Below are 21796 nucleotides of genomic sequence, written 5' to 3'. Positions count from 1 at the left end.
GTCCGGTTCTCCGACAGTTGTGTCGACATGTCGCCGGCGCCCGGCGTGAGCGCGTACTTCGACTGGCTCTTCGACATGGACGCCGTCGCCGGCTTCAACCACCCCGGCCGGGAGAGTGGCCGAGTCGACGACTTCGCCCACGACTCCGCCGTCCACGACCGCATGGTCGGCCTGGAGATGTCCAACCGGGGGCGCCGACTGGGTCGTCCTCAGTGTCTCCGACCCCGCCCAGGCCGAGGCCCCTGCAATGACCGGCCCGTGGCCCACAGCAGCCGGTGATGGCTCCGGGGCAGACCTCGGCGGGAGAGCCGCTCAGGTCCTGCCGCCGGAGAACCGGTAGCCGGTGAAGTCGGCCCGGTGGACGAAGCCGAGGCGCTGGTAGAGGGCGTTGCTCGTGGCGTTGGCCGGGTCCGCGTACAGGACCACGTCCGTCGCGCCCGCCGCGAGCGACGCCCGGCTCACCGCCGCCGTCACGGCCCCCGCGTAGCCGTGGCCCCGAAGTGGGGCCGGGGTGTAGACGGGGTCGACGCGGATCACGCCGCCGACGAGCGAGGTCCTCGCCGCCATTGAGGCGGGGGTGCCGTCCTCGGTCGTCCAGATGGTGAAGTGCCGGTCGCCGAAACGGGATTCGGACCAGGAACCGGCGTCGATCAGATCGAGGGAGATCTGTTCCCCGACCTCCACGCAGAACTCACGGCACCAGCGCACGACCTGCTCCGGGTCGGCCGCGGGCGCCTCACGGCCGTTGCTCCGGGGCGAGTCGAGGGTGCCGAGACGGTACAGATGGGTCCGCCAGAAGGGCACCGGCTCGGCGCCGGTGTGCCGCTGCCATGCCTCGGCGAAGGCGGTGGCGGTGGCGTGTTCCGCGATCACGCCGGAGGGATCGTGGCCGAGAGCCGTCAAGTGGGCCGCGAGCGTGTCGAGTTGTCCGGCCGGCAGGGGAGTGATGTTGAGGTAGCCGCGCAGGGTGCGGTAGAAGACCGCGCGCACCTCGCCGTCCGCCTCCAGCCGGCCGAACAGGGCCGCGCCCTCGGCACGGCGGGCGTCCGCGGCGCGTGTGCGGATCTTCTCGATCTCCGTCAGCGGGGTGTTGTGCAGGGCGGGCCGCGAGCGCAGGAAGTCGCCGGCTCGGGCGAGGAGGTCGTCGACGTCGTCGGTGAGATGCCAGTCGTCGGAGTGCATGCCTTCATGATCCCCGATGCGTGTGGCCCACGGCAGTCCACGCGCGGTGAGGGGATGGGGAAGGCGGAAGGCCGCGCCGGGGACAGCCTCGCGAGATGTCGACGAGAGCGGTAGCGGGCGGAACAGGTCCGGCCAGGGTGCTGGCGAAGTGCGGGGGCGACCCGGCGGCGGCCGTGCACTACCTGGCGGGTGCCGTCGCCTCGTCGCCCGAGCACCCGGAGCCCTACGCCGTCCTCGCCGAGCTGTGGCGGGACCGGCCGTCGGAGCCGGCCGGAGTCCTCGAAGGGGCCGACACCCTTGCGGACGGTGCCGGCGCGGGCGTGCGTCAGCTTCCTCGAAGGCGACATGGACGGAGCCGCCCTGGCATCGGGTCCGTCACGCGCGAGCGGCCGGACATCGCCTGGACCGAGGCCCCGTGGTTCGGCGACGCACGCCTTCTCGGCGCGGTCGGCGCGTACGCACTCGCCGAGGCCGGGATGCGGATCACGGACTACGGCCACGACCGGGACACCGACGGCGCGCGCGAACGGCCCTGGCCCTGGTTCCGGGCCGTCGACACGGTCGCCGCGGACCGGCCGACGCCGGACGCGCCGGCCAGGATGGCGATCCTGCTGCGGACCTGCGGCCTCGCCGACAGGTCGTTCACCCTCTGCGCTGACGGGCTCCGCCACGGCCCTGGACGAACCCGGGGAACCGTCCCCGGACCTGCCGAACGACTCGTACCGAGCCCTGCTCCTCGATCACGTCTGCGCCGGCCGCGGACTGCCCGCCGAACCGGTGGCCGCGGCCCGGCGTGTGGAGAACGGCTGGGCAGAGGGCAACTCGCGCCTCGGCGCGGGCACTTGAGGCGCCCCGACCCGACATGCGAGCCGCTCGCCCCGGGCGTAGCGTGGAAGAGGAGGGGGATCCGAGCGGCTGGGCCGCACCTCTTGCAAGCACCTCGACGGGAGGAACCGTCGTGTCCGCCACAGGTACGCGCCGCGGCGCCCACCGATCCGCGCTCCGCAAGGCGCTCGTCCTGCCCGTCGTGGCCGCCCTCGCGGTGCCCGCACTGGCGACGAGCGCCGAGGCGAACCACCAGCGGACGGTCGGCGGGAACGCCGCCTTCCGCACCATGGACTACGAGAGCGTTGGCCGGAACGAACGCTGCAACGGCAGCCTCCCGCTGAGCCTCGGTCCCGTCGAGGTCGGCAAGCCCAGGGACTTCACCATCTCCGCCAAGTGCGGCGGCGAGATAAGGGTCGAGGTGCACTTCCGCCTCACCCACCAACAGGGCGGCTTCATCCGCGTGACCCACGGCTCCGTCGAGCTGTACGAGGGGACCAGCGCCAGCACCACCGACCGGGACGGGGTCGCCGCCTTCGGGAACGAGTTCCTCTTCCCGGGACAGAGCACGACCAAGAACGTACATGTGCAGAACTGGAACGAGGGACAGCCCGACGACAAGGCCGACGTGACCCTCACCCTGCGCAACCCCTGAGCCGGGGGGCCCGCGGACGCGCATATCCGGTGGAGACCGGAGTGGCTCCGCGCGATCATGGCGGCCATGGACGCTCGTTTCCTCGGTATCCCCGATCTGGCCGAAGTCCCCACCGTCGCCGTCGTGGTGGACGTCATGCGGGCCTACACCGTGGCCGCGTGGGCCTTCGCCCGGGGAGCCGAGCGGATCGTCCTCGCCGGGTCCCTGGAGGAGGCCCTCGAACTCAAGGACCGCCATCCGCGATGGGTGGCGCTCAAGGACGGCCCGCCCGCGCCCGGGTTCGACGCCGTCAACTCGCCCGGCCTGCTGCGCTCCGCGGACCTCGGTGGGCGGACGGTCGTGCAGAAGACCACCGCGGGGACCGTCGGCGCGCTCGCGGTGAAGGACGCGTCGCTGGTCCTGTGCGCCGGGTTCGTGGTCGCGGAGGCGACGGCGCTCGTACTCAAGTCCGTCGAGGCCGACAGGGTCACCTTCGTGGTCACCGGCGAGGACGGCCGGGCCGAGGAGGACCTCGCGTGCGCCCGGTACATCGCCGGGCGGGCCGGTGGGACGGAGGCGGACGCCTCCGAGTGCCTGCGGCGCGCCGCCGCGTCGCGCGCCGCCACCGAACTCACCGAAGGGGTACGGCAGGGCGCGCACCCCGACGACGTGGCACTCTGCCTCGAACTCGACCGGTTCCCCTTCGCCATGGTGGCCGGCCAGGAGGACGGGTCGACGGTGCTGCGACCGCATTCCGTACCCCGTAGGTGAGTTGACCGGGCGCGTCCTCGGACATCCGCTCAACTTCGGCCAGGACTGGGCTGTTTGAGCCAGCGAAAGATCATTAATCTGGTTGACGAGCGCAAGCACCTACCCCGAGGAGTGCCGTGTCCGCTGCTCAGCAGCTCCCCGACATCCTGTCGCCCCAGTTCGCCGAGGATCCTTACCCGATCTATGCGGCGATGCGGGAGAACGAGCCCCTGATCTGGCACGAGGCCATGCAGAGCTACATCCTCTCCCGCTACGAGGATGTCGAACGTGTCTTCAAGGACAAGAAGTCCGAATTCACCACCGACAACTACAACTGGCAGCTGGAGCCGGTGCACGGCAAGACGATCCTCCAGCTCAGCGGACGTGAGCACGCTGTCCGCCGGGCTCTGGTGGCGCCCGCGTTCCGCGGCAGCGACCTGCAGGACAACTTCCTCCCGGTCATCGAGCACAACTCGCGCGAGTTGATCGACGGCTTCCGGAAGACCGGTTCCGCGGACATCGTCAGCGACTACGCAACCCGATTTCCGGTCAATGTCATCGCCGACATGCTGGGACTCGACAAGGCCGACCACGCCCGCTTCCACGGCTGGTACACGGCGGTCATCGCCTTCCTCGGCAACCTCTCCGGCGACGCGGAGGTGACCGCGGCCGGCGAACGCACCCGGGTGGAGTTCGCCGAGTACATGATCCCGATCATCCAGGAGCGCCGCGAGAAGCCGGGCGACGACCTGCTGTCACGCCTGTGCGCCGCCGAGGTCGACGGTGTGCGGATGAGTGACGAGGACATCAAGGCGTTCTGCAGCCTGCTGCTCGCCGCCGGCGGCGAGACCACCGACAAGGCCATCGCCAGCATCCTCGCCAACCTGCTTCTCCACCCCGAGCAGTTGGAGGCGGTGCGCGCCGACCGGAGCCTGATACCGGCCGCGTTCGCCGAGACCCTGCGCTACACCCCGCCGGTCCACATGATCATGCGGCAGTCGGCGACCGAGGTCGAGGTCAGCGGCGGCGTCATCCCGGCCGGAGCGACCGTCACCTGCCTCATCGGCTCCGCCAACCGGGACGAGCGGCGCTACAGCGAGCCCGACCGGTTCGACATCTTCCGCGAGGACCTCACCACGACGTCGGCGTTCTCCGCCGCCGCCGACCACCTCGCCTTCGCCCTCGGCCGGCACTTCTGCGTCGGCGCGCTGCTCGCCAAGGCCGAGGTCGAGGTCGGGATCAACCAACTCCTGGACGCCATGCCCGACCTGCGTCTCGCCGACGGCTTCGACCCCGTCGAGCAGGGCGTGTTCACCCGGGGCCCGCAGTCGCTGCCGGTCCGCTTCACCCCGGCCGCCGACTGACGCACCGCGAGCCGATCACACCGCCGCCTTCGCGGACCGGGGCCCTTGCACCCGGCCCGCGAAGGACGCGATCCGCTCCGCGCGGGACGCCATGAGCTCCGCGCAGGACGCCATCAGTTCCGCGAGGACGGGACCCGCTCTGCGAGGACGCCGACCGCTCTGCGAGGACGCCGACCGCTCCGCGCAGGACGCCGACCGCTCTGCGAGGACGCCGACCGCTCCGCGAGGACGCCGACCGCTCCGCGCAGGAATCGATCAGCGCGACGCCGGAGTGAACTGCACCGGCAGCGAGTTCAGCCCGCGCATCCAGATCGACGGCCGCCAGGTCAGCTCCTCCGGCTCGACGCCCAGCACGAGGTCGGGCAGGTACTCCAGGAGCGTCTCCACCGCCGTACGCGCCATGACGTCCGCGAGCAGCGGGGCCGGATAGGGGCAGCGGTGCTCGCCGTTGCTGAAGGACAGGTGCGCCGAGTTCTCCGCGCCGACATGGGACTCCGGCCAGATCTGCGGATCGGTGTTGGCCGCCGCCAGGCCCAGCACCAGGCAGTCGCCCTCACGGATGAGGCGACCGCCGAGCTGGGTGTCCCGCACCGCCCACCGGCCGATGAAGTTCTGGGTCGGCGTGTCCAGCCACAGCACCTCGTTCAGCGCGTCCCCGACGCTGACCCGGCCGCCCGAGACGTTGACCGCGAAACGCTCGTCGGTGAGCAGCAGACGCAGCGTGTTGCAGATCCAGTTGGCGGTCGGCTGCTGCGCCGCGGCGATGACGGAGATCAGGTCCTGGACGATCTCCTCGTCGGTCAGCCCGGCCGGGTCCAGCAGCATCCGCGAGGTGACATCGGGCCCGGGCTGCTCCCGCTTCTCCTTCACCAGCTGCAGGATGCGCGCGCCGACCCGGCCGTACGCCGCCACCGGGTCGTCGCCCTCACCGGCGTCGAGCGAGATCCGCAGGTCGTCGACGAGCTGCTCGGTGTCGGCGCTGCCCTGGACCATGCCGCACATCCACAGCACGGCACGGGCCGGCAGGGCGTGGGCGTACGAGCTCATCAGCTCCGCCTGGCCGCTACCGGAGAACACGGCGATCAGCTGTTCGGCGATCAGCTCGCACTCACGGGCCAGCTCGAACTGGTCGACACCCTCCAGCGCCTGCGTGATCACGCCCGCCCGGACCCGGTGCTCCTCGCCCTCGGTGAACAGCACCGAGGGCTGGTACCCGACGAACGGCAGCAGGGGCCAGTCGGCCGGGATGTTCGGCCACTGGTTCCACCGCCGCGAGTCCCGCGCGAACAGCTCGTCGTGGCTGGTCACGAAGGAGACCTCGGGGTAGCCGAGGACCAGCCAGGCGGGGATGTCGTTGTCGAGCAGCACCGGTGCCACCGAGCCGTGCTCGCGGCGCAGCGAGCGGTACAGCTCCGAGGGGGTCTGCTGGTAGTGCAGTCCGCCGAGCGGTACGGCGGAGGCGTGCGCGGGACAGCCCGGGGGCGGGGTGGCCGAGGACGGCGGGCCGGAGGTGTCGCTCACGGTGTCTGCTCCTTGGACAGGGCCAATGCGTACAGGTGGTCCACGAGCGCGATGAGGACCTCCTTGCCCGACGACCTCAGCCGCGCGTCGCACTCGACCATGGGGATGTGGTCGCCCAGGGCGAGCGCCTGGCGGATCTCGTCGAGCGAGAACTGGTTCTCGTCGCCGTCGAAGCGGTTGACGGCCACCACGAACGGCGTCCTGTGGTGCTCAAGACGGTCGATGGCGTACCAGGAGTCCTCCATCCGGCGGGTGTCGACGAGGACGACCGCGCCGAGCGTGCCGGAGAACAGCCGGTCCCACAGGAACCAGAAGCGCTCCTGGCCCGGTGCGCCGAACAGGTAGAGCACCATGCGCTGGTTGAGGCTGATCCGCCCGAAGTCGAAGGCCACGGTCGTCGTGGACTTCTGCTCCACGCCCTCCGTCTCGTCGACCCCCTGACCGGCCTGCGTCATCACCTCTTCGGTGTTGAGCGGCCGGATCTCGCTGACCGAGCGCACCAGCGTGGTCTTGCCGACACCGAAACCGCCCACGACGACGATCTTCAGGCCGGTCTCGGCGGCATCGGCCAGCGGCATGCGCTGGGAGGGCAGCTCAGAGGTTACGGAGCCCACTTAGCACCTCCTGGAGCAGAGCGGTTTCGGGGAGGCCCGCGACGGACGCGGCCGCGCGGGGGTGACGGGCGCTGATCTTGCCCATGGCGTGGAGGTCGCCGAGCAGGATCCGTACGACGGTGACGGGCATCTTCAGCTCGGCCGAGACCTCCACCAGCGCCGTGGGATGCCGGCACAGTTCGAGGATGCGGACGTGCTCGGACTGCATCCCGGCGGAGGGCTCGCTCTCGCTGACGATCAGCGTCACGAGGTCGAAGGCGTCGTCGGCCTCGCTGCGCCCGCCCGTGACCATGTACAGGCGGTCCGGGTCGCCGATGTCCACGGGCCTGCGGATCATGTGGAGACACCCCGGCCGAGGGGCGTGCGCGGCTCGGCGCGCAGATGTTCGCCGATCTGCTCGACCAGCTCGGTCATCTGGTGGCCGACGACGCCCGGGTCGGCGCTCTCCTGCGCGACGACGGCGAGGTGCGCGCCCTCACCCGCCTCCACGATGAACAGCAGTCCGCCGTGGAACTCGGTCATGGAGTGCCGTACGCCGCCCGACCCGTCGCCGAACTCGACCGAGGCACCCTGGGACAGGGCCTGGATGCCGGAGCAGATGGCGGCCAGCTGGTCGGCCTGGTCCAGGGTCATGTGCTCGGTCCAGCACAGTTTCAGCCCGTCCCGGGAGAGGACGAGGGCGTGGCGCGTACCGGGAGTGCGCTCGAGGAGGTTGGTCAGGAGCCAGGTCAGGCTCGTGTCGGTGGTCTCCATGATGGGTGGGGCGAGGCGACCGGTGGAGGGTCGCCCGACCCGTACCTCCATTCAGGCGAGGTGTGGCGATCGGTGCGGGGAGCGGCGGGCGGTACGGTCCGCCGCCGGGAAGTCGGGGTCAGTCCTCGGACGGGACCTGCTGCGGGCTGTCACCGTCGGCGGCGCCGGGAACGCCACCGCTCTGCCGGCCTCGGTGGAAGGCGCCGAAGCGGCTGCCCGCGTCACGCGCGGGGCTCTCCTCAGCCGCCGGGGCGGGCGGCGTCGGCGCGGCAGGGCGCTGCCGGTCGCGGTCGGCCTCCGCCATGGTGCGGCCCGGAGCCCGGACGGGGAGTCCGCCCGGCGTGGCCCCGCCGCGGGCGCGGGAGGCGGCCGTACGGCTGCCCGGCGCCGGGTCCTGGGCGGTGGGGCGGGTACGGACCTCGGTGGGGTCCTCGGCACTGTCGGCGGACACGGCGGGTACCTCCTCGGTGCGTCGGGGACGGTCGGGGACCACGGGCTCCCGCTGCTGCGCCACCAGCTGGGGCGGGAGCAGGACGACGACGCCGGTGCCGCCGCGGGAGGAGGGCCGGTAGTTGACGCTCATGCCGTACTTGGCGGCCAGCCCGCCGACGACGGCGAGACCGAGCCGGGTGCCCTGGAGCGAGGCGAGGTCGGTGACGGAGCCGGACACCGCGTCCTCCGCCCGCCGCATGGCCGCGTCGGACATCTTCAGGCCGCTGTCCTCGATGGTGACGACGAGCCCGGCGCTGCGCTCCTCCACGTACACGTGGACCTCGTCGATCGGCGGCGAGAAGTTCGCCGCGTTGTCCATGAGTTCGGCCAGCAGGTGCATCACGCCCTCGGCGGCGTAGCCGGAGATCGAGGCCTTGCTGGAGTTGTGCAGCCGCACCCGGCGGTAGGCGGCGATCCGGCCGACGGCGCCGCGCAGGATGCTCTCCATGACGATCGGCTTGTTCCACACGCGGCTGGAGCGGCCGCCCATGAGCAGGGCCAGCCGGTCGGTCATCAGGCCGAGCTGCGAGGTGCTGTGGTCCAGGCGCAGCAGGTCGCCGAAGACCCCTTCGCCGTGCCGGTCCTGCATGTCGCGCAGATCGGCGAGCATGCTGACGGTCTTGGCCTGCACCCGGCTGAGCGCCTTCGCGGAGGCGGCCTGGGCGGCGGCGGAACGGCGCTCGCTGTAGGCGAGTTCGCGGACGAACCACTCGGCGGGGTCGCGCAGCAGCGCGCTCTGCGGCCACTCGAACTTGGTCAGGACGGTGTCGGCCGAACTGCCCTGCCGCAGCAGGGCGACGGCGGCGGGGAGGATCTCCTCGGTCAGCCGCCGCAGTTCGGCGGTGCCCTGGGCGAGGCTGTTCCGCATGGCCTGGAGGTCTGACTCGGCCTCGGCGGCACGCCGTACCGATTCGGCCAGTTCGGCGGCGAGGACCTCCAGCACCTGGCGCAGATGCGGGTCGGACGGCGGGGCGACCCGGGCCAGCGCGTCCTGGGCCCGCGCACCGCCCTTCACCTGCTGGACGACGCCCGGCAGGGCCACGTTGACCAGTTGGGAGGTCTCGGCGCTCTGCTGGCGCCAGTTGTTGCGGGTCGCCTCCAGCTCGCCGCCCCGCGCCTCGGCCTCCCGGCGGGCGCCGTTGAGCAGGGAGCGGGACAGGACGACGACGGCCGCGAGGCAGACCCACGCGACGGCCGCCGTGCCGGCCACCCAGGTGCGGGCCCCGGAGGGGGCGAGGCCGGTGACGGCCCCGGCACCCGCTGCGGTGACCAGGAGAGCGGCGGTGAGTACGGCCGGCGAGGACCGCGCCCCCGAAGCGCTTCGGCGCTGGCGGGGGCGAGCAGGCACTGACATTCCGTGGTCCCTCGGTCCTCGAGAACAGGGGCTGTTGCGACGCCTGGGCGTCGTCGGCGATCCGCAATGCCGGGGCGAACTTCACCCGTACGGATCAAGCACGCCGCTCATGCTAGTCACCGCGCAGGGTGCAGTGACCCGGCCGATGACCCCTGTGCGTACGCCAGTTGAGTTCGTCGGGAAAGGGTCACCTCTGTGGACGCGTGTGATAGAGGCGACGGGAGTGTCGTGTGGGGTGTTCATGTGGAGGTGGTGTGCGCATGGGCGGTATGACGGTCGCTTCGCCGTATGGAATGCTCCGGTTTCGGGCGCGGGACCGAACATTTTCAGCCAACTGTGGTCGCGAAATATCGATCGGCGATACGCGTGAATCGCATAGTTCTGACGAATCGGCCAGGGAAGGGGGCGCGCCGACTGTGCCGGTGGAGATGACCGCCCCGGGACCGTCGGGGAGGTGGGGCCGGCGTTTCCCGGCTGTCCCGGCCCCCCCGCGTCCGCTCCACCTTCGTCGACGGAATCAAGAAGCTCCCGGTCGAATCACCTCCACCTGACCGGCGAACGCCCCGGGCCGGCGCCCTTCTCACGGGCCCCGGGCCGGTGCGACAGTTCCCCCATGGAGCGAACACCGCTGGACAGCGACGGCACACCGCTGTCGCGGGAGGAGTACCAGGCTGTCCACAGCGCGGTGGCCGTCGGCGTCGGTACCTGGCCCGGCGGACAGCCCTGCACCCTCAACTCCCTCTTCGACCGATGGTGCAGCGTGGTGGCCGAGGTCGAGGAGGGCTATTCGTGGTGCGCGCCGGAACTCGACAACGACATCTGGTGCCGAGGCGCCTTGGCGCGCGTCTGGCCCCTGCTGCCCCCGCGGGTCCAGTCCCTCCGCCAACCCGCGCTCCACGAACTCGACGAGCGATTCCGCACGGCGACGATCCCGTGGCCGGGACGACCCGAGGAGGCGGGCCGGTGGTGGCACCGGCGCATCCCCAGACGCCTTGAGGCGGAGGCGGACGACCCACGGGACCGGGGCTGGCCCTCGGGCTGGGCCATGATGTGCTTCCCCAAGCCGGACGAGGTGCATGTGATCGACTGACGGGACGAGATCGCCCGGCCAAGCCCTGAGCGAGTGCCGCTGCCGAACGGCGAAATCGGCGGCCCTGGAGCCTTCGCCCATCGTGCCGTACGCGGCTTCCAAGGGCCCTCGGCCGCTCCCCGGCGGCGGTCCGCGACCCCGGTGCCGACCACCTGCGGACAGTCGCCCACCCATCCGCACACGCCCTCGCCAAAGCGGCTCTGAACTGGTGTTTTCCTGAGATTCCCCTAGTCTGGCACCTGCTTGCCGAAGACGGTCGGAGGGGACATCGTGACTGAGGAAGCGACCACGTACGACGCCAGCCACATCGAGGTACTGGAGGGGTGGAAGGCCGTTCGGAAGCGGCCGGGGATGTATGTCGGCTCGACCGGCGAACGCGGTGTACGGAACATGGTCTTCGACGTGGCCGACCGGCCGGTGAACGACGTTCTCGCGGGCCGCGCCCGCACCGTCGGCATCACACTCCTGTCCGACGGCGGCATACGCGTCGCCGACGACGGACCCGGTGTCGACGGTGCCGGGCTGGAGGACCTGTTGACCCGGTTCCAGACCGGTGCCCGGTCACCGGAGGGCCGCCGGGAGGTGGCGCTCAGCTTCTGCGGGGTGGGGCCCGGCGTCGTCAATGCCCTGTCGCGGCGGATGACCGCCGAGGTACGGCTCGACGGGGTCCGCCGGGTCCAGGAGTACGCGCGTGGCGTGGCCGTCACCCCGCTCACCGAGGCGGGGACGGCGAACGGAACCGGGACCGCAATCGCCTTCTGGCCGGACCCCGACATCTTCGGCGCCGCGGAGTGCTCGTTCGACGCGCTGGTGGAGCGCTTCCGGGATCTGGCCTTCCTCCATCGCGGCCTGGAGGTCTCGCTGACCGACGAACGCGGACCGGGCGAACCCCGCTCGGAGCGGTTCCTCTTTCCGGGAGGTGTACGGGAGTTCGTGAGGTTTCTCGACGGCGGCACCGTCGATTCCGTCCCCGCGGACACCATCGCCTTCGAGTGCGAGGCCCCACGTATGGCAGGCGCGATGGAGGTGGCCTTTCGGTGGACGGGCTCTCACGAGGAGCGGGTGCGGGGGTTCGCCAACGGCCTGCCCACCCTCGAGGGCACGCATCTGGAGGGCTTCCGCGCAGGACTGGCCGCCGCTCTCACCGCGTACGCCCGGGCGCACCGTGAGCCCACGGCGAACGACATCACCCTCGACCGGATCGGCGTCGGACTGACCGCGGTGGTGTCGGTGAAGCTCGACCACCCACGGTTCGAGGGCGCCACTTGGGGCGTGCTCGCCAACTCCACCGTCCGGGACTGCGTCCGGCAGGGCGTGCGGGAGCACCTCTCCCGGTGGCTGGAGGAGCATCCCGAGCGGGCGGCGGCCCTCCTCGACCGGATGCGGTGAGGACGCTCTCGTGGGCGGGCCGCTCGGGCTCGCCCACGAGACCTCCCGTACGGGATCAGGGGCGCGCGGCGACCGCCTCGACCTCGAACAGGACATCCGGGGTGGCCAGACTCGCGACCCCGAGCAGGGTCTGCGTGGGCGGCTTCGCGCCCCAGTGCTCCCGCACGGCCGCCGCGATCGGCCCGAGCCTGCCGACATCGTGGTTCACCACGTACGTCCTCAACTGCACGACATGGCCGAGATCGAGCCCGTGCGCGGCGAGCGCGACGCCCACGTTGTGGAACGCCCGCTCCACCTGCTCGGCGAAGTCGGCGGAGACCACCGCGCCGTCCGGGCCCGACCCGTACTGCCCCGAGACCAGGACCAGTTCCGTGTCCACGGGCACGGTCGCGGTGTGGCTGTAGCCGAACGGGACGGGGTCGTGCAGGCCGTCGGGATTGACCAGGGTGTGCGCCATACGAGGTCACCTCTCGTGTGTGTGGGGCGAGTTCGGTGAGGTGAGCCTCGCAGCACATACATGACACCCTCTGTCATGTATCTCGCTAGGGTTTTCGGATGCGCGCCGATCGGCTGGTCTCCCTGGTCCTGCTGCTGAGGCAGCACGGCCGGCTCTCCGCGACCGCGCTCGCCCGCGAGCTGGAGGTGTCCCCCCGCACCGTCCTGCGCGACATCGAGGCGCTCTCCGTGGCCGGTGTCCCCGTCTACGCCGAACGCGGCCGGCACGGCGGTTTCGAGCTCCTCCCCGGGTTCGGCACCGAACTCACCGGCCTCAGCCATGACGAGGCACTCGCCCTGCTGGTCGCCGGATCACGGCGCGGCGCACAGGTCTTCGGGCTCGGCTCGGCGCTGGCCTCGGCGATGCGCAAGGTGGTCGACGCCCTGCCGGACAGCTACCGGGCCACGGCGGCCGGCGCGGCCCGGCGGCTGCTCGTCGACCCCGAGACCGACCTCCTGGCACGCCGACTGGACACCGACGAGATCCCCGACTCCGTCGTGGCCGAGGTACGGCACGCGGTGTTCGCCGGCCACAGACTGCGCATCCTCTACGCGGCCGTTGAACAGCCCCCGAAATGGCGGACGGTGGACCCGGTCGGCCTGGTCACGGTACGCGGGCACGGCTATCTGCTGGCCACCCGGTCAGGCGCGGACCGCACCTACCGACTCTCCCGGATCCGGGCCGCCGAGGAACTCGACGAACCGGCACAGCGCCCGGACCGGGTCGACCTGGACCGCGCCTGGCGCCAACGCAGCGCGGAGTTCAGGGCGGGCGGCGACCAGGTCACCGTGCTGGTACGACTCGACCCGTCCCGGCGGGCCGAGTTGGCGGGCACCGCCCTGGCCGTACTCGCCGAGGAAACAGGCCCGGACGCCCGACTGTGCCTGGAGGTGACCTTCCAGGACGCCAGACACGCCGAATGGGCCCTGTGGAACCTCGGCCCGGACGCGGAGGCCGTCACCCCGCAGTGGCTGCGGGACTCCCTCCGCGAGCGAGCCGCCGCGATGGCGGGCCGTTACGACACCTCAGAACCGGAACCGAATACGGGAGAACCGATGAACGAGCAAGCCAACTCCGGCGGAGCACCGGCTTTCGGTGTCTTCGCCGTCGACGCCGACTGGCCGCAGTCACGGCAGGTCACGGGCCACGGCCATGACCGGATCAGCGGCGACCGGCATGTGTATCTGTGGTTCGGCTCCCCGTACTTCGACGCCGATGTCGAGCATGTGACGGTCCTCAGCGCCTCCTTGGGCAACGAAGAGGCCGACTACGCCCTGGAGCAGGCGCAGGAGACGTACCTCCACTCCGATGAAGCGGAGGAGGGGTCTCCGATCAGCCTTCCGGTTCCAGAGCCTGTCACCGTCACCGTGGACGGGGAAGCCGTGCCCTTCGAGGTATGGCGCGACACCGGCAACCGTTCCTGGGTCGCCCGCGGTCGCGTCGAGGGCACCGACGTGGTCGTGTCCGGCGCCGGGACCGAGCCCGGCGAACTGCGCCTGGTGCGCGTACACGACACGCCCTAGCCGTGCCCGGGATCAGGTGAGTTGCCCGAGGAACTCGGACAGCGCCGAGTTCAGGGTGTCCGGCTGTTCCAGGTGCAGGTCGTGCCCGGTGCCGGGGATGCTCAGGGAGACCGTGGCGGGCCCCTGCCGGAGCATCTCGTCGGCTTCGTCCGCCGGGACGAAACCGGACTGCGCCAGCACGACCAGGGTGGGGCACGTGACCCGCGTCCACTCGGGCAGGAAGGAGCGCTCGGCGCACTCCGTCAGGGAACGCACCATCACGTCCCGGTCGAAGCGGGGCCACCAGCCGTCCTCGCGTCGCTCCAGCCCCGCCGCCCAGCCCGCGCCCACCGGTCCGCCACCGAGGAACGCGGCGGCAACTTCGCGGGAGGGGAACGGAGTCGGCCACGAGTCCAGCCAGGCCCCGATCCGGGCGGGGCCGTCAGGGTTCGGGCGGCCCGGGCTCGCCTCCACGAGGACGAGCCCCCTGACCAGCGCGGGGTGCGCGGCGGCGGTGAGCATCGCCGTGTGGCCGCCCAGCGACTGGCCGACCAGGACCGGCCGCGCCAGCGAGAGTTGCTCGATCACGGCGGCGACGTCGGCGACATACGCGGCGCGTGAGACGTCCTTCGGGAGGCGTTCACTGGCGCCGTGTCCGCGCTGGTCGACCGCCACGACCCGGTAGCGGGGGCCCAAGTACCGTGCCGTCGCATCCCATTCGCCCACATGACCGGCCAAGCCGTGCAGCAGCACGACGGGTTGGCCCGGCCCGCCCCAGTCCCGGCAGACGAGCCGGACGCCGTCCCGCACCACCGCGTGTTCGGTCCACGTCACTTGGATTCCCCCGGAGTCGACTGGCACCGATCATGCCCCTCTCCGACTCCGGGCACCCAATCAGCGCCGCGGCTCGGAGTCGAGATACGCGCGCCACCCCCCGTACGACGTGATCTCCCGTGCCCCGCGCACCGCCTCGGGCTCGCACAGGAAGCCGGTGACGAGGCTGCCGTCGGCCAGTTCGACGGTGCCCAGGGTCATCGGGCGGGGCAGGCCCGCCAGGAGCGTGCCCAGGCCCTCGGCGGGCAGCCGCCACACCTCGGCCTCGATCGCGGCGCCGCCCTCGGCGGTGCGGACCAAGCCGGGTTTGGGCGGGTCGGTGTCCAGGGCGTACAGCCGGTACTCGGGCGCGGTGGTGGTCGAGGACTCCAGGCGGGCGCCCAGGGCGAGGAGTTGGTGGTTCAGCGGCCGGCCGGTCAGATGCGCGCCGACGACCGCGAGCGGCAGCGGCGGGGAGGTGAGCGCCTCGGCGATGCGGGCCAGGCGTTCGTCGGTGTGGGCGGGTCCGACGAGCATGACGCCGAAGGGCAGGCCGTCCACCCGGTCGGCGGGGACGGCGACCGCCGCCAGGTCGAAGAGGTTGGTGGAGTTGGTGAAGCGGCCCAGCCGGGCGTTGGCGCCCAGCGGGTCGGCGGCGACCTCGGCGAGGGTCGGGTGGCCCGGGGTCGTGGGCAGCAGCAGCGCGTCGGCGTCGCCGAGCGAGGTCATCGCGCGGGCCCGCAGGTCGGCCAGGTGCCGTTGGTCGGTGAAGAGACGGTGGGCCGGGATGTCACGGGCCCGGGAGATGATCCCGGCGACGGTCGGATCCAGGTCGGGGGAGCCCGTGTGCGCGTCGACGAACGCGCCGACGGCCGCGTAGCGCTCGGCGACGAACGCGCCGTCGTAGAGCATGGCGGCGGCCTCGGTGAAGGGGGCGAGGTCGACGGGGAGCAGTTCGGCGCCCGCGTCGGCGAGGCGCCGGGCCGCGGCGGCGAAGGCGTCCGCCCAGCCGGGGTCGAGCGGGCCGAGCCCGTCGGCGTCGGGGACGGCGACCCGCCACGGGCCCGGGCGGCGGGCGGGTGCGGCCCGCTCGCCACAGGGCCCGGCGATCAGGGCCAGCGCCCGTTCCGCCTCCGGGAGGGTGCGGGCGAAGACCGTCACGCAGTCGAGGGAGGCGCAGGCGGGGACGACTCCCTCGGTCGGCACGAGACCGATGGTCGGTTTGATGCCGACGATGCCGTTGAACGCGGCCGGCACCCGCCCCGACCCCGCCGTGTCCGTGCCGAGCGCGAGGTCGGCGATGCCGAGGGCCACGGCGACCGCCGACCCGGACGAGGAGCCGCCGGAGATCCGGTCCGGGTCGACGGCGTTGCGGACGGCCCCGTAGGGGCTGCGGGTGCCGACCAGGCCGGTGGCGAACTGGTCGAGGTTGGTGCAGCCGAGGACGACCGCGCCGGCCGCCCGCAGCCGCGCCACGGCGGGCGCGTCCGCCTCCGGCGGATAGGCGTACCCGGGGCAGCCCGCGGTGGTCGCCAGCCCGGCCACGTCGATGTTGCCCTTCACCGCGACCACCGTCCCGGCCAGCGGCAGCCGGGCACCGGCCGCCACCTTCGCGTCGACCTCGACGGCGTCCGCCTCCGCCTCGGCCCGCGGGCGCAGGGAGATCCACACCTCGGGCCGGTCCACCTGCCCGATGCGGTCGTAGGCGGCGCGCACCCGCGCCACGGCGCTGCTCATACCGTCGCCTCCAGGGGCTCGGCGGGCGCCAGGACGACGAGCGCGGTGCCCGCCTCGACCTGGCTGCCCGGCTTGGTCAGGACCGCGGTGACGACCCCGTCGGCGGGCGCGGCAACCCGGGACTCCATTTTCATCGCCTCCAGGGCGAGCAGTTGCTGACCCGCCGAGACCCGGTCGCCCGCCTCGACGTTGACCTGCCACACGGAGGCGGTGAACTCGGCCTCCACCAGCTGCCCGCCCTCGGGGACCTCGACGTCCACGGCCGGCGGTGCGACAGCCTCGGCCTCCTCCGCCCGGGCGAACTCCCCGGCCGCCTCCCAGGCGTCGCGCTCGGCGCCGAACGCGGCGCCCTGCCGGGCCCGGAACGCGGCGATCGACTCGGCGTTGTCGTCCAGGAAGCGCCGGTACTCGGCGAGCGAGAAGGTGCCCTCCTCGATCCTCGGCACGAACCGCCCGGAGACGATGTCCGCGCGCAGGCGCAGGAGTTCGTCCGCCTCGACCGGGTACCAGCGGATCCGGTCGAAGAAGCGCAGCAGCCACGGCCGGCCCGGCTCGAAGGCGCCGCGCTGCTGCCAGCCCGACCACACCTGGGTGGTGCGGCCCACGAACTGGTAGCCGCCGGGCCCCTCCATGCCGTAGACGCACAGGTAGGCGCCGCCGATGCCGACGGAGTTCTCCGCGGTCCAGGTGCGGGCCGGGTTGTACTTGGTGGTGACCAGCCGGTGCCGGGGGTCCAGCGGGGTGGCCACCGGGGCGCCGAGGTACACGTCGCCGAGGCCCAGGACGAGGTACTCGGCGTCGAACACCGTCCGGTACACGTCGTCCACCGTGTCCAGGCCGTTGACCCGGCGGATGAACTCGATGTTCCACGGGCACCAGGGGGCGTCGTCGCGCACGCCCGCCATGTAGCGGGCGATGGCCTCCCGGGTCGCCGGGTCGTCCCAGGACAGCGGCAGGTGCACGGTCCGGCTCGGCACCACCAGTTCGTCCGTGGCGGGCAGTTCCTCCTCCACCCGGCGGGCGATGGCCAGCAGCCGCTCCTGGGGCAGAACGTCCGGGTCGGTCTGCACCTGGAGGGAGCGGATGCCCGGGGTCAGATCGGTGATGCCGTCGGGGCCGAGCGCCGCCAGCGCCTCCGCGAGCGCGTGGATGCGCATCCGCAGGGCCAGGTCGAGCTGCATCGGCCCGTACTCGATGAGCAGGTTGTCGTCACCGCTGCGCCGGTACGTGACCGAGGGGCGTCCGGCGCTCTCGTCGAGGCGGGCGAGGACACCGCCGTCGACGATGGCCTCCCGGTCGGCGTGTGGCACGGTGGCCGGGGCGTGCCGTAGTGCGGCGGCATGGGCGTCGGTCACGGGCACGAAGCGGACGGTGTCGCCGGGGCGGAGCTGGCCGAGTTTCCAGCGCTGGCCCCTGACCACCGTCGCCGGGCAGACGAAACCGCCGAGCGAGGGCCCGTCGGGGCCGAGCAGGACCGGCATGTCGCCGGTGTAGTCGACGGCGCCGACCGAGTACGGGGTGTCGTGGATGTTCGACGGGTGCAGGCCCGCCTCGCCGCCGTCGGAGCGGGCCCAGCGCGGCCGGGGGCCGACCAGGCGGACGCCGGTGCGCGCCGAGTTGAAGTGCACCTTCCAGTCGGCGGCGTAGAAGTCGCGGATGTCGTCCTCGGTGAAGAACTCCGGTGCGGCGTGCGGGCCTTCGACCGCGCCGAGCTGCCATTCGGCGCCGAACGCGGGCCGCCGGGCGGGCGGTACGACGGACGTCCCGGGGCGTTCCTCGCCGCCGTGCAGGACGTCACCGGCGCGCAGGGCGCGACCGCCGTGCCCGCCGAACCGGCCGAGGGTGAAGGTGGCCGCGCTGCCCAGGAACCCGGGGACGTCGAGGCCGCCGGCGAGGAGCACGTAGGTCCGCAGGCCGTGCCGGTCGGGTGTTCCGACGGCGAGGGTCTGTCCGGCCGCGACGGTGAACGGCTCCCACTGGGCGACCGCCGTGCCGTCGACGGTGACGGTCGCGGGCGCGCCGGTGACGCACACGGTCGTCGGGTGGGTGAAGCGCAACGACGGGCCCTGGAGGGTGCATTCGAGTCCGGGCGCGCCCTCGGGGTTGCCGAGCGCGGTGTTGCCGAGCCGGAAGGACAGGTCGTCCATCGGCCCGCACGGCGGGACGCCGACCTGCCAGTGGCCGGTGCGTCCGGGCCAGTCCTGCACGGTGGTCAGGGTGCCGGGCGCGACGACCTCGACGCGCGGGGTGGGGTCGGTGATCGTGGCCAGGGAGGCGGTGGAGTGGGCGGCGCGGCGCACGGCGGGGTCGCGGAGAGCTGCCCGTACCAGGCCGAGGTTGGTCTCGATGCCGTCCAGCCGGGTCGCGGCGAGCGCCGCGTCCAGTCGGTCCAGGGCGTCGGCGCGGTCGGTGCCGTGGGCGACGACCTTGGCGAGCATCGGGTCGTAGGAGGTGGTGACCTCGGTGCCGGTCTCCACCCAGGTGTCGACGCGGACGTCCGCGGGGAAGTCGACGCGGGTCAGCAGTCCGGCGCTGGGCCGGTGGTCGCGGGAGGGGTCCTCGGCGTAGACGCGGGCCTCCACGGCGTGGCCGCGCGGGGCTTGGGGCTCGGTGACGACCCGCGTCTCGCCCTGCCCGAGCCGGAGCATCCACTCGACCAGGTCGACGCCGTAGATCGCCTCGGTGACCGGGTGTTCGACCTGGAGGCGGGTGTTGACCTCCAGGAAGTACGCCTCCTCGCGGGCGGCGTCGTACACGAACTCGACCGTGCCTGCGGAACGGTAGGCGACCGAGGCGCACAAGTCGCGGGCGGAGGCGGCGAGTCGGTGGCGTATCGCGTCCGGGAGTCCGGGCGCGGGCGCCTCCTCCAGGACCTTCTGGTTGCGGCGCTGGAGCGAGCAGTCGCGGTCGCCGAAGGTGACGACCCGGCCCTCGCCGTCGCCGAAGACCTGCACCTCGACATGGCGGGCGGACTCCACCAGCCGTTCCAGGAAGACCCCGGCCGACGAGAAGGACGCGGCGGCCACCCGCTGCACCCGCTCCCAGGCGTCGGCGAGACCGGCGGCGTCGTGGCAGGCCCGCATGCCGATGCCGCCGCCCCCGCCGGTCGCCTTGAGCATCACCGGGTAGCCGATCTCCTCGGCCGCCGAGAGGGCCGCGGTCACGTCCGGCAGCAGTCCCGTGCCCGGAGCGAGGGGCACCCCGGCGGCCAGCGCCGCGGCGCGCGCCGTGTGCTTGGCGCCGAACAGCTCCAGCTGCTCGGGGGTGGGGCCGACGAAGACCAGGCCCGCGTCGGCGCAGCGGCGGGCGAAGGCGGCGTCCTCGGAGAGGAACCCGTAGCCGGGGTGGACGGCCCCGGCCCCGGTGTCCTTGGCGGCCCCCAGCACCAGATCGGCGTCGAGGTAGGACTCCTTGGCGGGCGCCGGGCCGAGCCGGACGGCCTCGTCGGCGAGGCGTACGTGGTCGGCGCCGCGGTCGGCGTCGGAGTACACCGCGACGGTGCGCAGGCCGAGCCGGCGTGCGGTGCGGATGATCCGCGAGGCGATCTCGCCGCGGTTGGCGATGAGCAGCGTGTCGAACGTCATCGGGTTCGGCTCCCGTCCGGCTCGGTGATCGTCATGCGCAGGGCGGTGGGGTCGAATCCGTTGCAGGGGTTGTTGATCTGGGGGCAGTTGGACAGCAGGCACAGCACGTCGGTCTCGGCGCGCAGGACGACCTTCAGACCGGGGGCGGACAGTCCGTCGACGATGCCGAGGGTGCCGTCCGCCTCGACGGGCACGTTCATGTACCAGTTGATGTTGGACACCAGGTCGCGTTTGCCGAGCCCGTGCCGGGCGCCCTCGGCGAGGAAGTTCTCCACGCAGGCGTGCTGCGACCAGGTGTGGTGCCCGTAGCGCAGGGTGTTGGACTCCTTGGAGCAGGCGCCGCCGAGGGTGTCGTGGCGGCCGCAGGTGTCCTCGACGACCGTCATCAGCGGGGTGTGCTCGCCCGACATCAGCACCGAGCCGGTGGTGAGGAAGACGTTGCCCTGCGCCTGGAGGGTGTCGGGGGCGCTGTAGCGCACGGAGGTGTCGTGGGCGTCGTAGACGAGGAAGTCGGCGGCCTGGTTTCCGTGCAGGTCGGTGATGGTGAGCAGCTGGCCCCGGCGGACGACGGCGGACCAGGCGGCCCGCGCGGGGACGGTGTCGTCCGAGACGGTCCGGGCGGCTTCGGCGGTGTCCTCCGGTTCGGTCCGCGCGGTGTCCTCCGGGGCGGCCGGGGCCGTCGCGCCGGTGGCGGTCGCGGCGGCGGTGCGGGCGGTGGCGGCGGTCATGCGATCCCCCTGGCGGTCAGGTGCTCGGCGGTGTTGAGGAAGGCGCGGCGGCCCTCGGGGGTGGCGTCCCATAGCGGGTCGCCGGGTGCGGTCGGGCGGGCCCTGTACGCGAGGGCTTCGAGAGGGCCGCACACATAGGCGGGGCGCGGGTCCAGCGGGTGCGGCACGTTGGCGATCAGCACGGTCAGCGCCTGCTCGGCGCGCAGGGTGACCGAGGCCCCGGCGCCCGCGGAGCCGGTGAACTCGGTGGCGCCGTCGGCGGTGATCCGTACGCCCTGGAAGAAGGAGACCGACGGGGCCAGGTCCCGGGGCCCGAGCCCGTTCTTCAGCGCGGCCAGCTTCAGCAGCTCGCGCCCGGCCGGGGAGGCCGACTGCGGGGCGCCGTCGCCGTAGCGGGCGGTGTTGCGTACGAGGGTGGAGGTGCCGGTGAGGGCGTCGTGGTGCCCGGAGTCGTCGCGGACGACCGAGGCGAGGACGCGGCCCTGGTCGGACAGGAGAAGGTGCCCCTGACCGAGGTAGGCGTTCCAGAGCACCTTGACGGTGTCGGCCGTGTTGAGCCGCTCCCACGGGCGGTCCGCGCAGTACAGCAGGACGTGGGCGCAGGCGTCGCCGGTCGGGTCGGTCAGCCGGAGCTCGGTGCCCCGGGCGAGGACGCGGTGGGTGTAGTTGCCGCCCGCCACCGTCTCGGCCCACACCAGGTCGTCGGCGTCGACGCCCGCGGGAGGCGTCGGCCAGGACCTCGCCGGGACCACGGGCATGGTGTCGGACGTCGTGCCGTCCTGGGCGCGGGCGTGGTCGCGCGCTCCCTGGGCCGACGCTGTCGCTGACGGTGTCACTGACGCAGCCGCCACGGATCAACCTCCGGCTCGGAGTAATTTCTGTCGTTCGACAGAAATTAAGTGCGGGGCGAGTCACCGCCATTGCCCGGACGTTTCACCGGAGTAACCGGCGCCTCACCGCCACGGAGC

Annotated in this window: 18 protein-coding genes and 1 pseudogene; 7 read left to right on the top strand and 12 right to left on the bottom strand. The window is 72.6% G+C overall.

Annotated features, from left to right (window positions below):
- The first annotated feature begins 27 nt into the window (after positions 1-27).
- Positions 28-279, top strand: a complete 252-nt coding sequence (locus ABT296_RS18285) for a hypothetical protein (RefSeq protein ID WP_351928411.1) — start codon at positions 28-30, stop codon at positions 277-279.
- Between the two features lie 33 nt (positions 280-312).
- On the opposite strand, the gene ABT296_RS18280 is transcribed toward ABT296_RS18285, so the two are convergent.
- Entirely contained in the window at positions 313-1182 is an 870-nt protein-coding gene (locus tag ABT296_RS18280) for a GNAT family N-acetyltransferase (RefSeq protein WP_351928409.1), read from the bottom strand.
- Between the two features lie 958 nt (positions 1183-2140).
- Between ABT296_RS18280 and ABT296_RS18275 the strand changes: the two genes are divergently transcribed.
- The 3 genes from ABT296_RS18275 to ABT296_RS18265 all read left to right on the top strand — a co-directional run bounded on the left by ABT296_RS18275 (position 2141) and on the right by ABT296_RS18265 (position 4755).
- The gene (locus tag ABT296_RS18275) at positions 2141-2662 is read left to right on the top strand and encodes a hypothetical protein (RefSeq protein WP_351928407.1); all 522 of its coding nucleotides are present in this window, start codon (positions 2141-2143) and stop codon (positions 2660-2662) included.
- 66 nt (positions 2663-2728) lie between these two features.
- The gene (locus ABT296_RS18270; RefSeq protein ID WP_351928405.1) at positions 2729-3412 is read left to right on the top strand and encodes a 2-phosphosulfolactate phosphatase; all 684 of its coding nucleotides are present in this window, start codon (positions 2729-2731) and stop codon (positions 3410-3412) included.
- Between the two features lie 116 nt (positions 3413-3528).
- Positions 3529-4755 carry a cytochrome P450 gene (locus ABT296_RS18265; protein ID WP_351928403.1) on the top strand — a complete coding sequence of 409 codons (1227 nt, stop codon included), beginning with the start codon at positions 3529-3531 and terminating at the stop codon, positions 4753-4755.
- Positions 4756-5010: 255 nt separating this feature from the next.
- Here ABT296_RS18265 and ABT296_RS18260 read toward each other — a convergent pair whose 3' ends face one another.
- The 5 genes from ABT296_RS18260 to ABT296_RS18240 form a co-directional block, all read right to left on the bottom strand.
- Entirely contained in the window at positions 5011-6276 is a 1266-nt protein-coding gene (locus ABT296_RS18260; protein ID WP_351928401.1) for a cytochrome P450, read from the bottom strand.
- Positions 6273-6890, bottom strand: coding sequence for a GTP-binding protein (locus ABT296_RS18255; RefSeq protein ID WP_351928399.1), 618 nt, complete (start codon positions 6888-6890; stop codon positions 6273-6275). Before ABT296_RS18255 ends, ABT296_RS18260 begins: the two co-directional genes overlap by 4 nt.
- Positions 6871-7227 (bottom strand): DUF742 domain-containing protein, encoded by a 357-nt coding sequence (locus tag ABT296_RS18250; RefSeq protein ID WP_351928397.1) that lies wholly within the window; start codon positions 7225-7227, stop codon positions 6871-6873. The genes ABT296_RS18255 and ABT296_RS18250 overlap by 20 nt, the downstream gene beginning before the upstream one ends.
- Positions 7224-7643 carry a roadblock/LC7 domain-containing protein gene (locus ABT296_RS18245; protein ID WP_351928395.1) on the bottom strand — a complete coding sequence of 140 codons (420 nt, stop codon included), beginning with the start codon at positions 7641-7643 and terminating at the stop codon, positions 7224-7226. Before ABT296_RS18245 ends, ABT296_RS18250 begins: the two co-directional genes overlap by 4 nt.
- Before the next feature lie 118 nt (positions 7644-7761).
- Positions 7762-9489, bottom strand: coding sequence for a sensor histidine kinase (locus tag ABT296_RS18240; protein ID WP_351928393.1), 1728 nt, complete (start codon positions 9487-9489; stop codon positions 7762-7764).
- Between the two features lie 613 nt (positions 9490-10102).
- Between ABT296_RS18240 and ABT296_RS18235 the strand changes: the two genes are divergently transcribed.
- Complete coding sequence (locus ABT296_RS18235; protein WP_351928391.1) at positions 10103-10579, top strand: hypothetical protein; 477 nt, start codon at positions 10103-10105, stop codon at positions 10577-10579.
- Between the two features lie 270 nt (positions 10580-10849).
- Complete coding sequence (locus tag ABT296_RS18230) at positions 10850-11968, top strand: DNA gyrase subunit B (RefSeq protein ID WP_351928389.1); 1119 nt, start codon at positions 10850-10852, stop codon at positions 11966-11968.
- 55 nt (positions 11969-12023) lie between these two features.
- Here ABT296_RS18230 and ABT296_RS18225 read toward each other — a convergent pair whose 3' ends face one another.
- Complete coding sequence (locus ABT296_RS18225; RefSeq protein ID WP_351928387.1) at positions 12024-12425, bottom strand: RidA family protein; 402 nt, start codon at positions 12423-12425, stop codon at positions 12024-12026.
- Between the two features lie 98 nt (positions 12426-12523).
- Here ABT296_RS18225 and ABT296_RS18220 point away from each other — a divergent pair.
- Positions 12524-13492: pseudogene (locus tag ABT296_RS18220) on the top strand (helix-turn-helix transcriptional regulator); the annotation flags it as partial.
- 507 nt (positions 13493-13999) lie between these two features.
- On the opposite strand, the gene ABT296_RS18215 reads toward ABT296_RS18220, so the two are convergent.
- The 5 genes from ABT296_RS18215 to ABT296_RS18195 are packed head-to-tail and all read right to left on the bottom strand — an operon-like array spanning position 14000 to position 21679.
- On the bottom strand, positions 14000-14800 hold the full coding sequence (locus tag ABT296_RS18215; RefSeq protein ID WP_351928385.1) for an alpha/beta fold hydrolase: 801 nt from the start codon (positions 14798-14800) through the stop codon (positions 14000-14002).
- 60 nt (positions 14801-14860) lie between these two features.
- Complete coding sequence (gene atzF, locus ABT296_RS18210; protein WP_351928383.1) at positions 14861-16516, bottom strand: allophanate hydrolase; 1656 nt, start codon at positions 16514-16516, stop codon at positions 14861-14863.
- A complete protein-coding gene (uca, locus tag ABT296_RS18205) occupies positions 16513-20100 on the bottom strand; it encodes an urea carboxylase (protein WP_351928381.1) in 3588 nt (1195 codons plus the stop codon). The genes atzF and uca overlap by 4 nt, the downstream gene beginning before the upstream one ends.
- Positions 20097-20828 (bottom strand): urea amidolyase associated protein UAAP2, encoded by a 732-nt coding sequence (locus ABT296_RS18200; RefSeq protein ID WP_351928380.1) that lies wholly within the window; start codon positions 20826-20828, stop codon positions 20097-20099. Before ABT296_RS18200 ends, uca begins: the two co-directional genes overlap by 4 nt.
- Positions 20825-21679, bottom strand: a complete 855-nt coding sequence (locus tag ABT296_RS18195) for an urea amidolyase associated protein UAAP1 (protein ID WP_351928378.1) — start codon at positions 21677-21679, stop codon at positions 20825-20827. The genes ABT296_RS18200 and ABT296_RS18195 overlap by 4 nt, the downstream gene beginning before the upstream one ends.
- Between the last annotated feature and the right edge of the window lie 117 nt (positions 21680-21796).

It is taken from the genome of Streptomyces sp. NPDC000983, from assembly GCF_040299205.1.
Classification (GTDB): domain Bacteria; phylum Actinomycetota; class Actinomycetes; order Streptomycetales; family Streptomycetaceae; genus Streptomyces.
This window is presented reverse-complemented; position numbering and strand designations above follow the sequence as displayed.

Excerpts from the sequence above, each read along its gene's own strand:
- ABT296_RS18200 (WP_351928380.1), bottom strand. The coding sequence starts at position 20,828 with ATGACCGCCGCCACCGCCCGCACCGCCGCCGCGACCGCCACCGGCGCG.
- ABT296_RS18250 (WP_351928397.1), bottom strand. The coding sequence starts at position 7,227 with ATGATCCGCAGGCCCGTGGACATCGGCGACCCGGACCGCCTGTACATG.
- ABT296_RS18285 (WP_351928411.1), top strand. The coding sequence starts at position 28 with ATGTCGCCGGCGCCCGGCGTGAGCGCGTACTTCGACTGGCTCTTCGAC.
- atzF (WP_351928383.1), bottom strand. The coding sequence starts at position 16,516 with ATGAGCAGCGCCGTGGCGCGGGTGCGCGCCGCCTACGACCGCATCGGG.
- ABT296_RS18270 (WP_351928405.1), top strand. The coding sequence starts at position 2,729 with ATGGACGCTCGTTTCCTCGGTATCCCCGATCTGGCCGAAGTCCCCACC.
- ABT296_RS18240 (WP_351928393.1), bottom strand. The coding sequence starts at position 9,489 with ATGTCAGTGCCTGCTCGCCCCCGCCAGCGCCGAAGCGCTTCGGGGGCG.
- ABT296_RS18280 (WP_351928409.1), bottom strand. The coding sequence starts at position 1,182 with ATGCACTCCGACGACTGGCATCTCACCGACGACGTCGACGACCTCCTC.
- ABT296_RS18235 (WP_351928391.1), top strand. The coding sequence starts at position 10,103 with ATGGAGCGAACACCGCTGGACAGCGACGGCACACCGCTGTCGCGGGAG.
- ABT296_RS18225 (WP_351928387.1), bottom strand. The coding sequence starts at position 12,425 with ATGGCGCACACCCTGGTCAATCCCGACGGCCTGCACGACCCCGTCCCG.
- ABT296_RS18245 (WP_351928395.1), bottom strand. The coding sequence starts at position 7,643 with ATGGAGACCACCGACACGAGCCTGACCTGGCTCCTGACCAACCTCCTC.
- uca (WP_351928381.1), bottom strand. The coding sequence starts at position 20,100 with ATGACGTTCGACACGCTGCTCATCGCCAACCGCGGCGAGATCGCCTCG.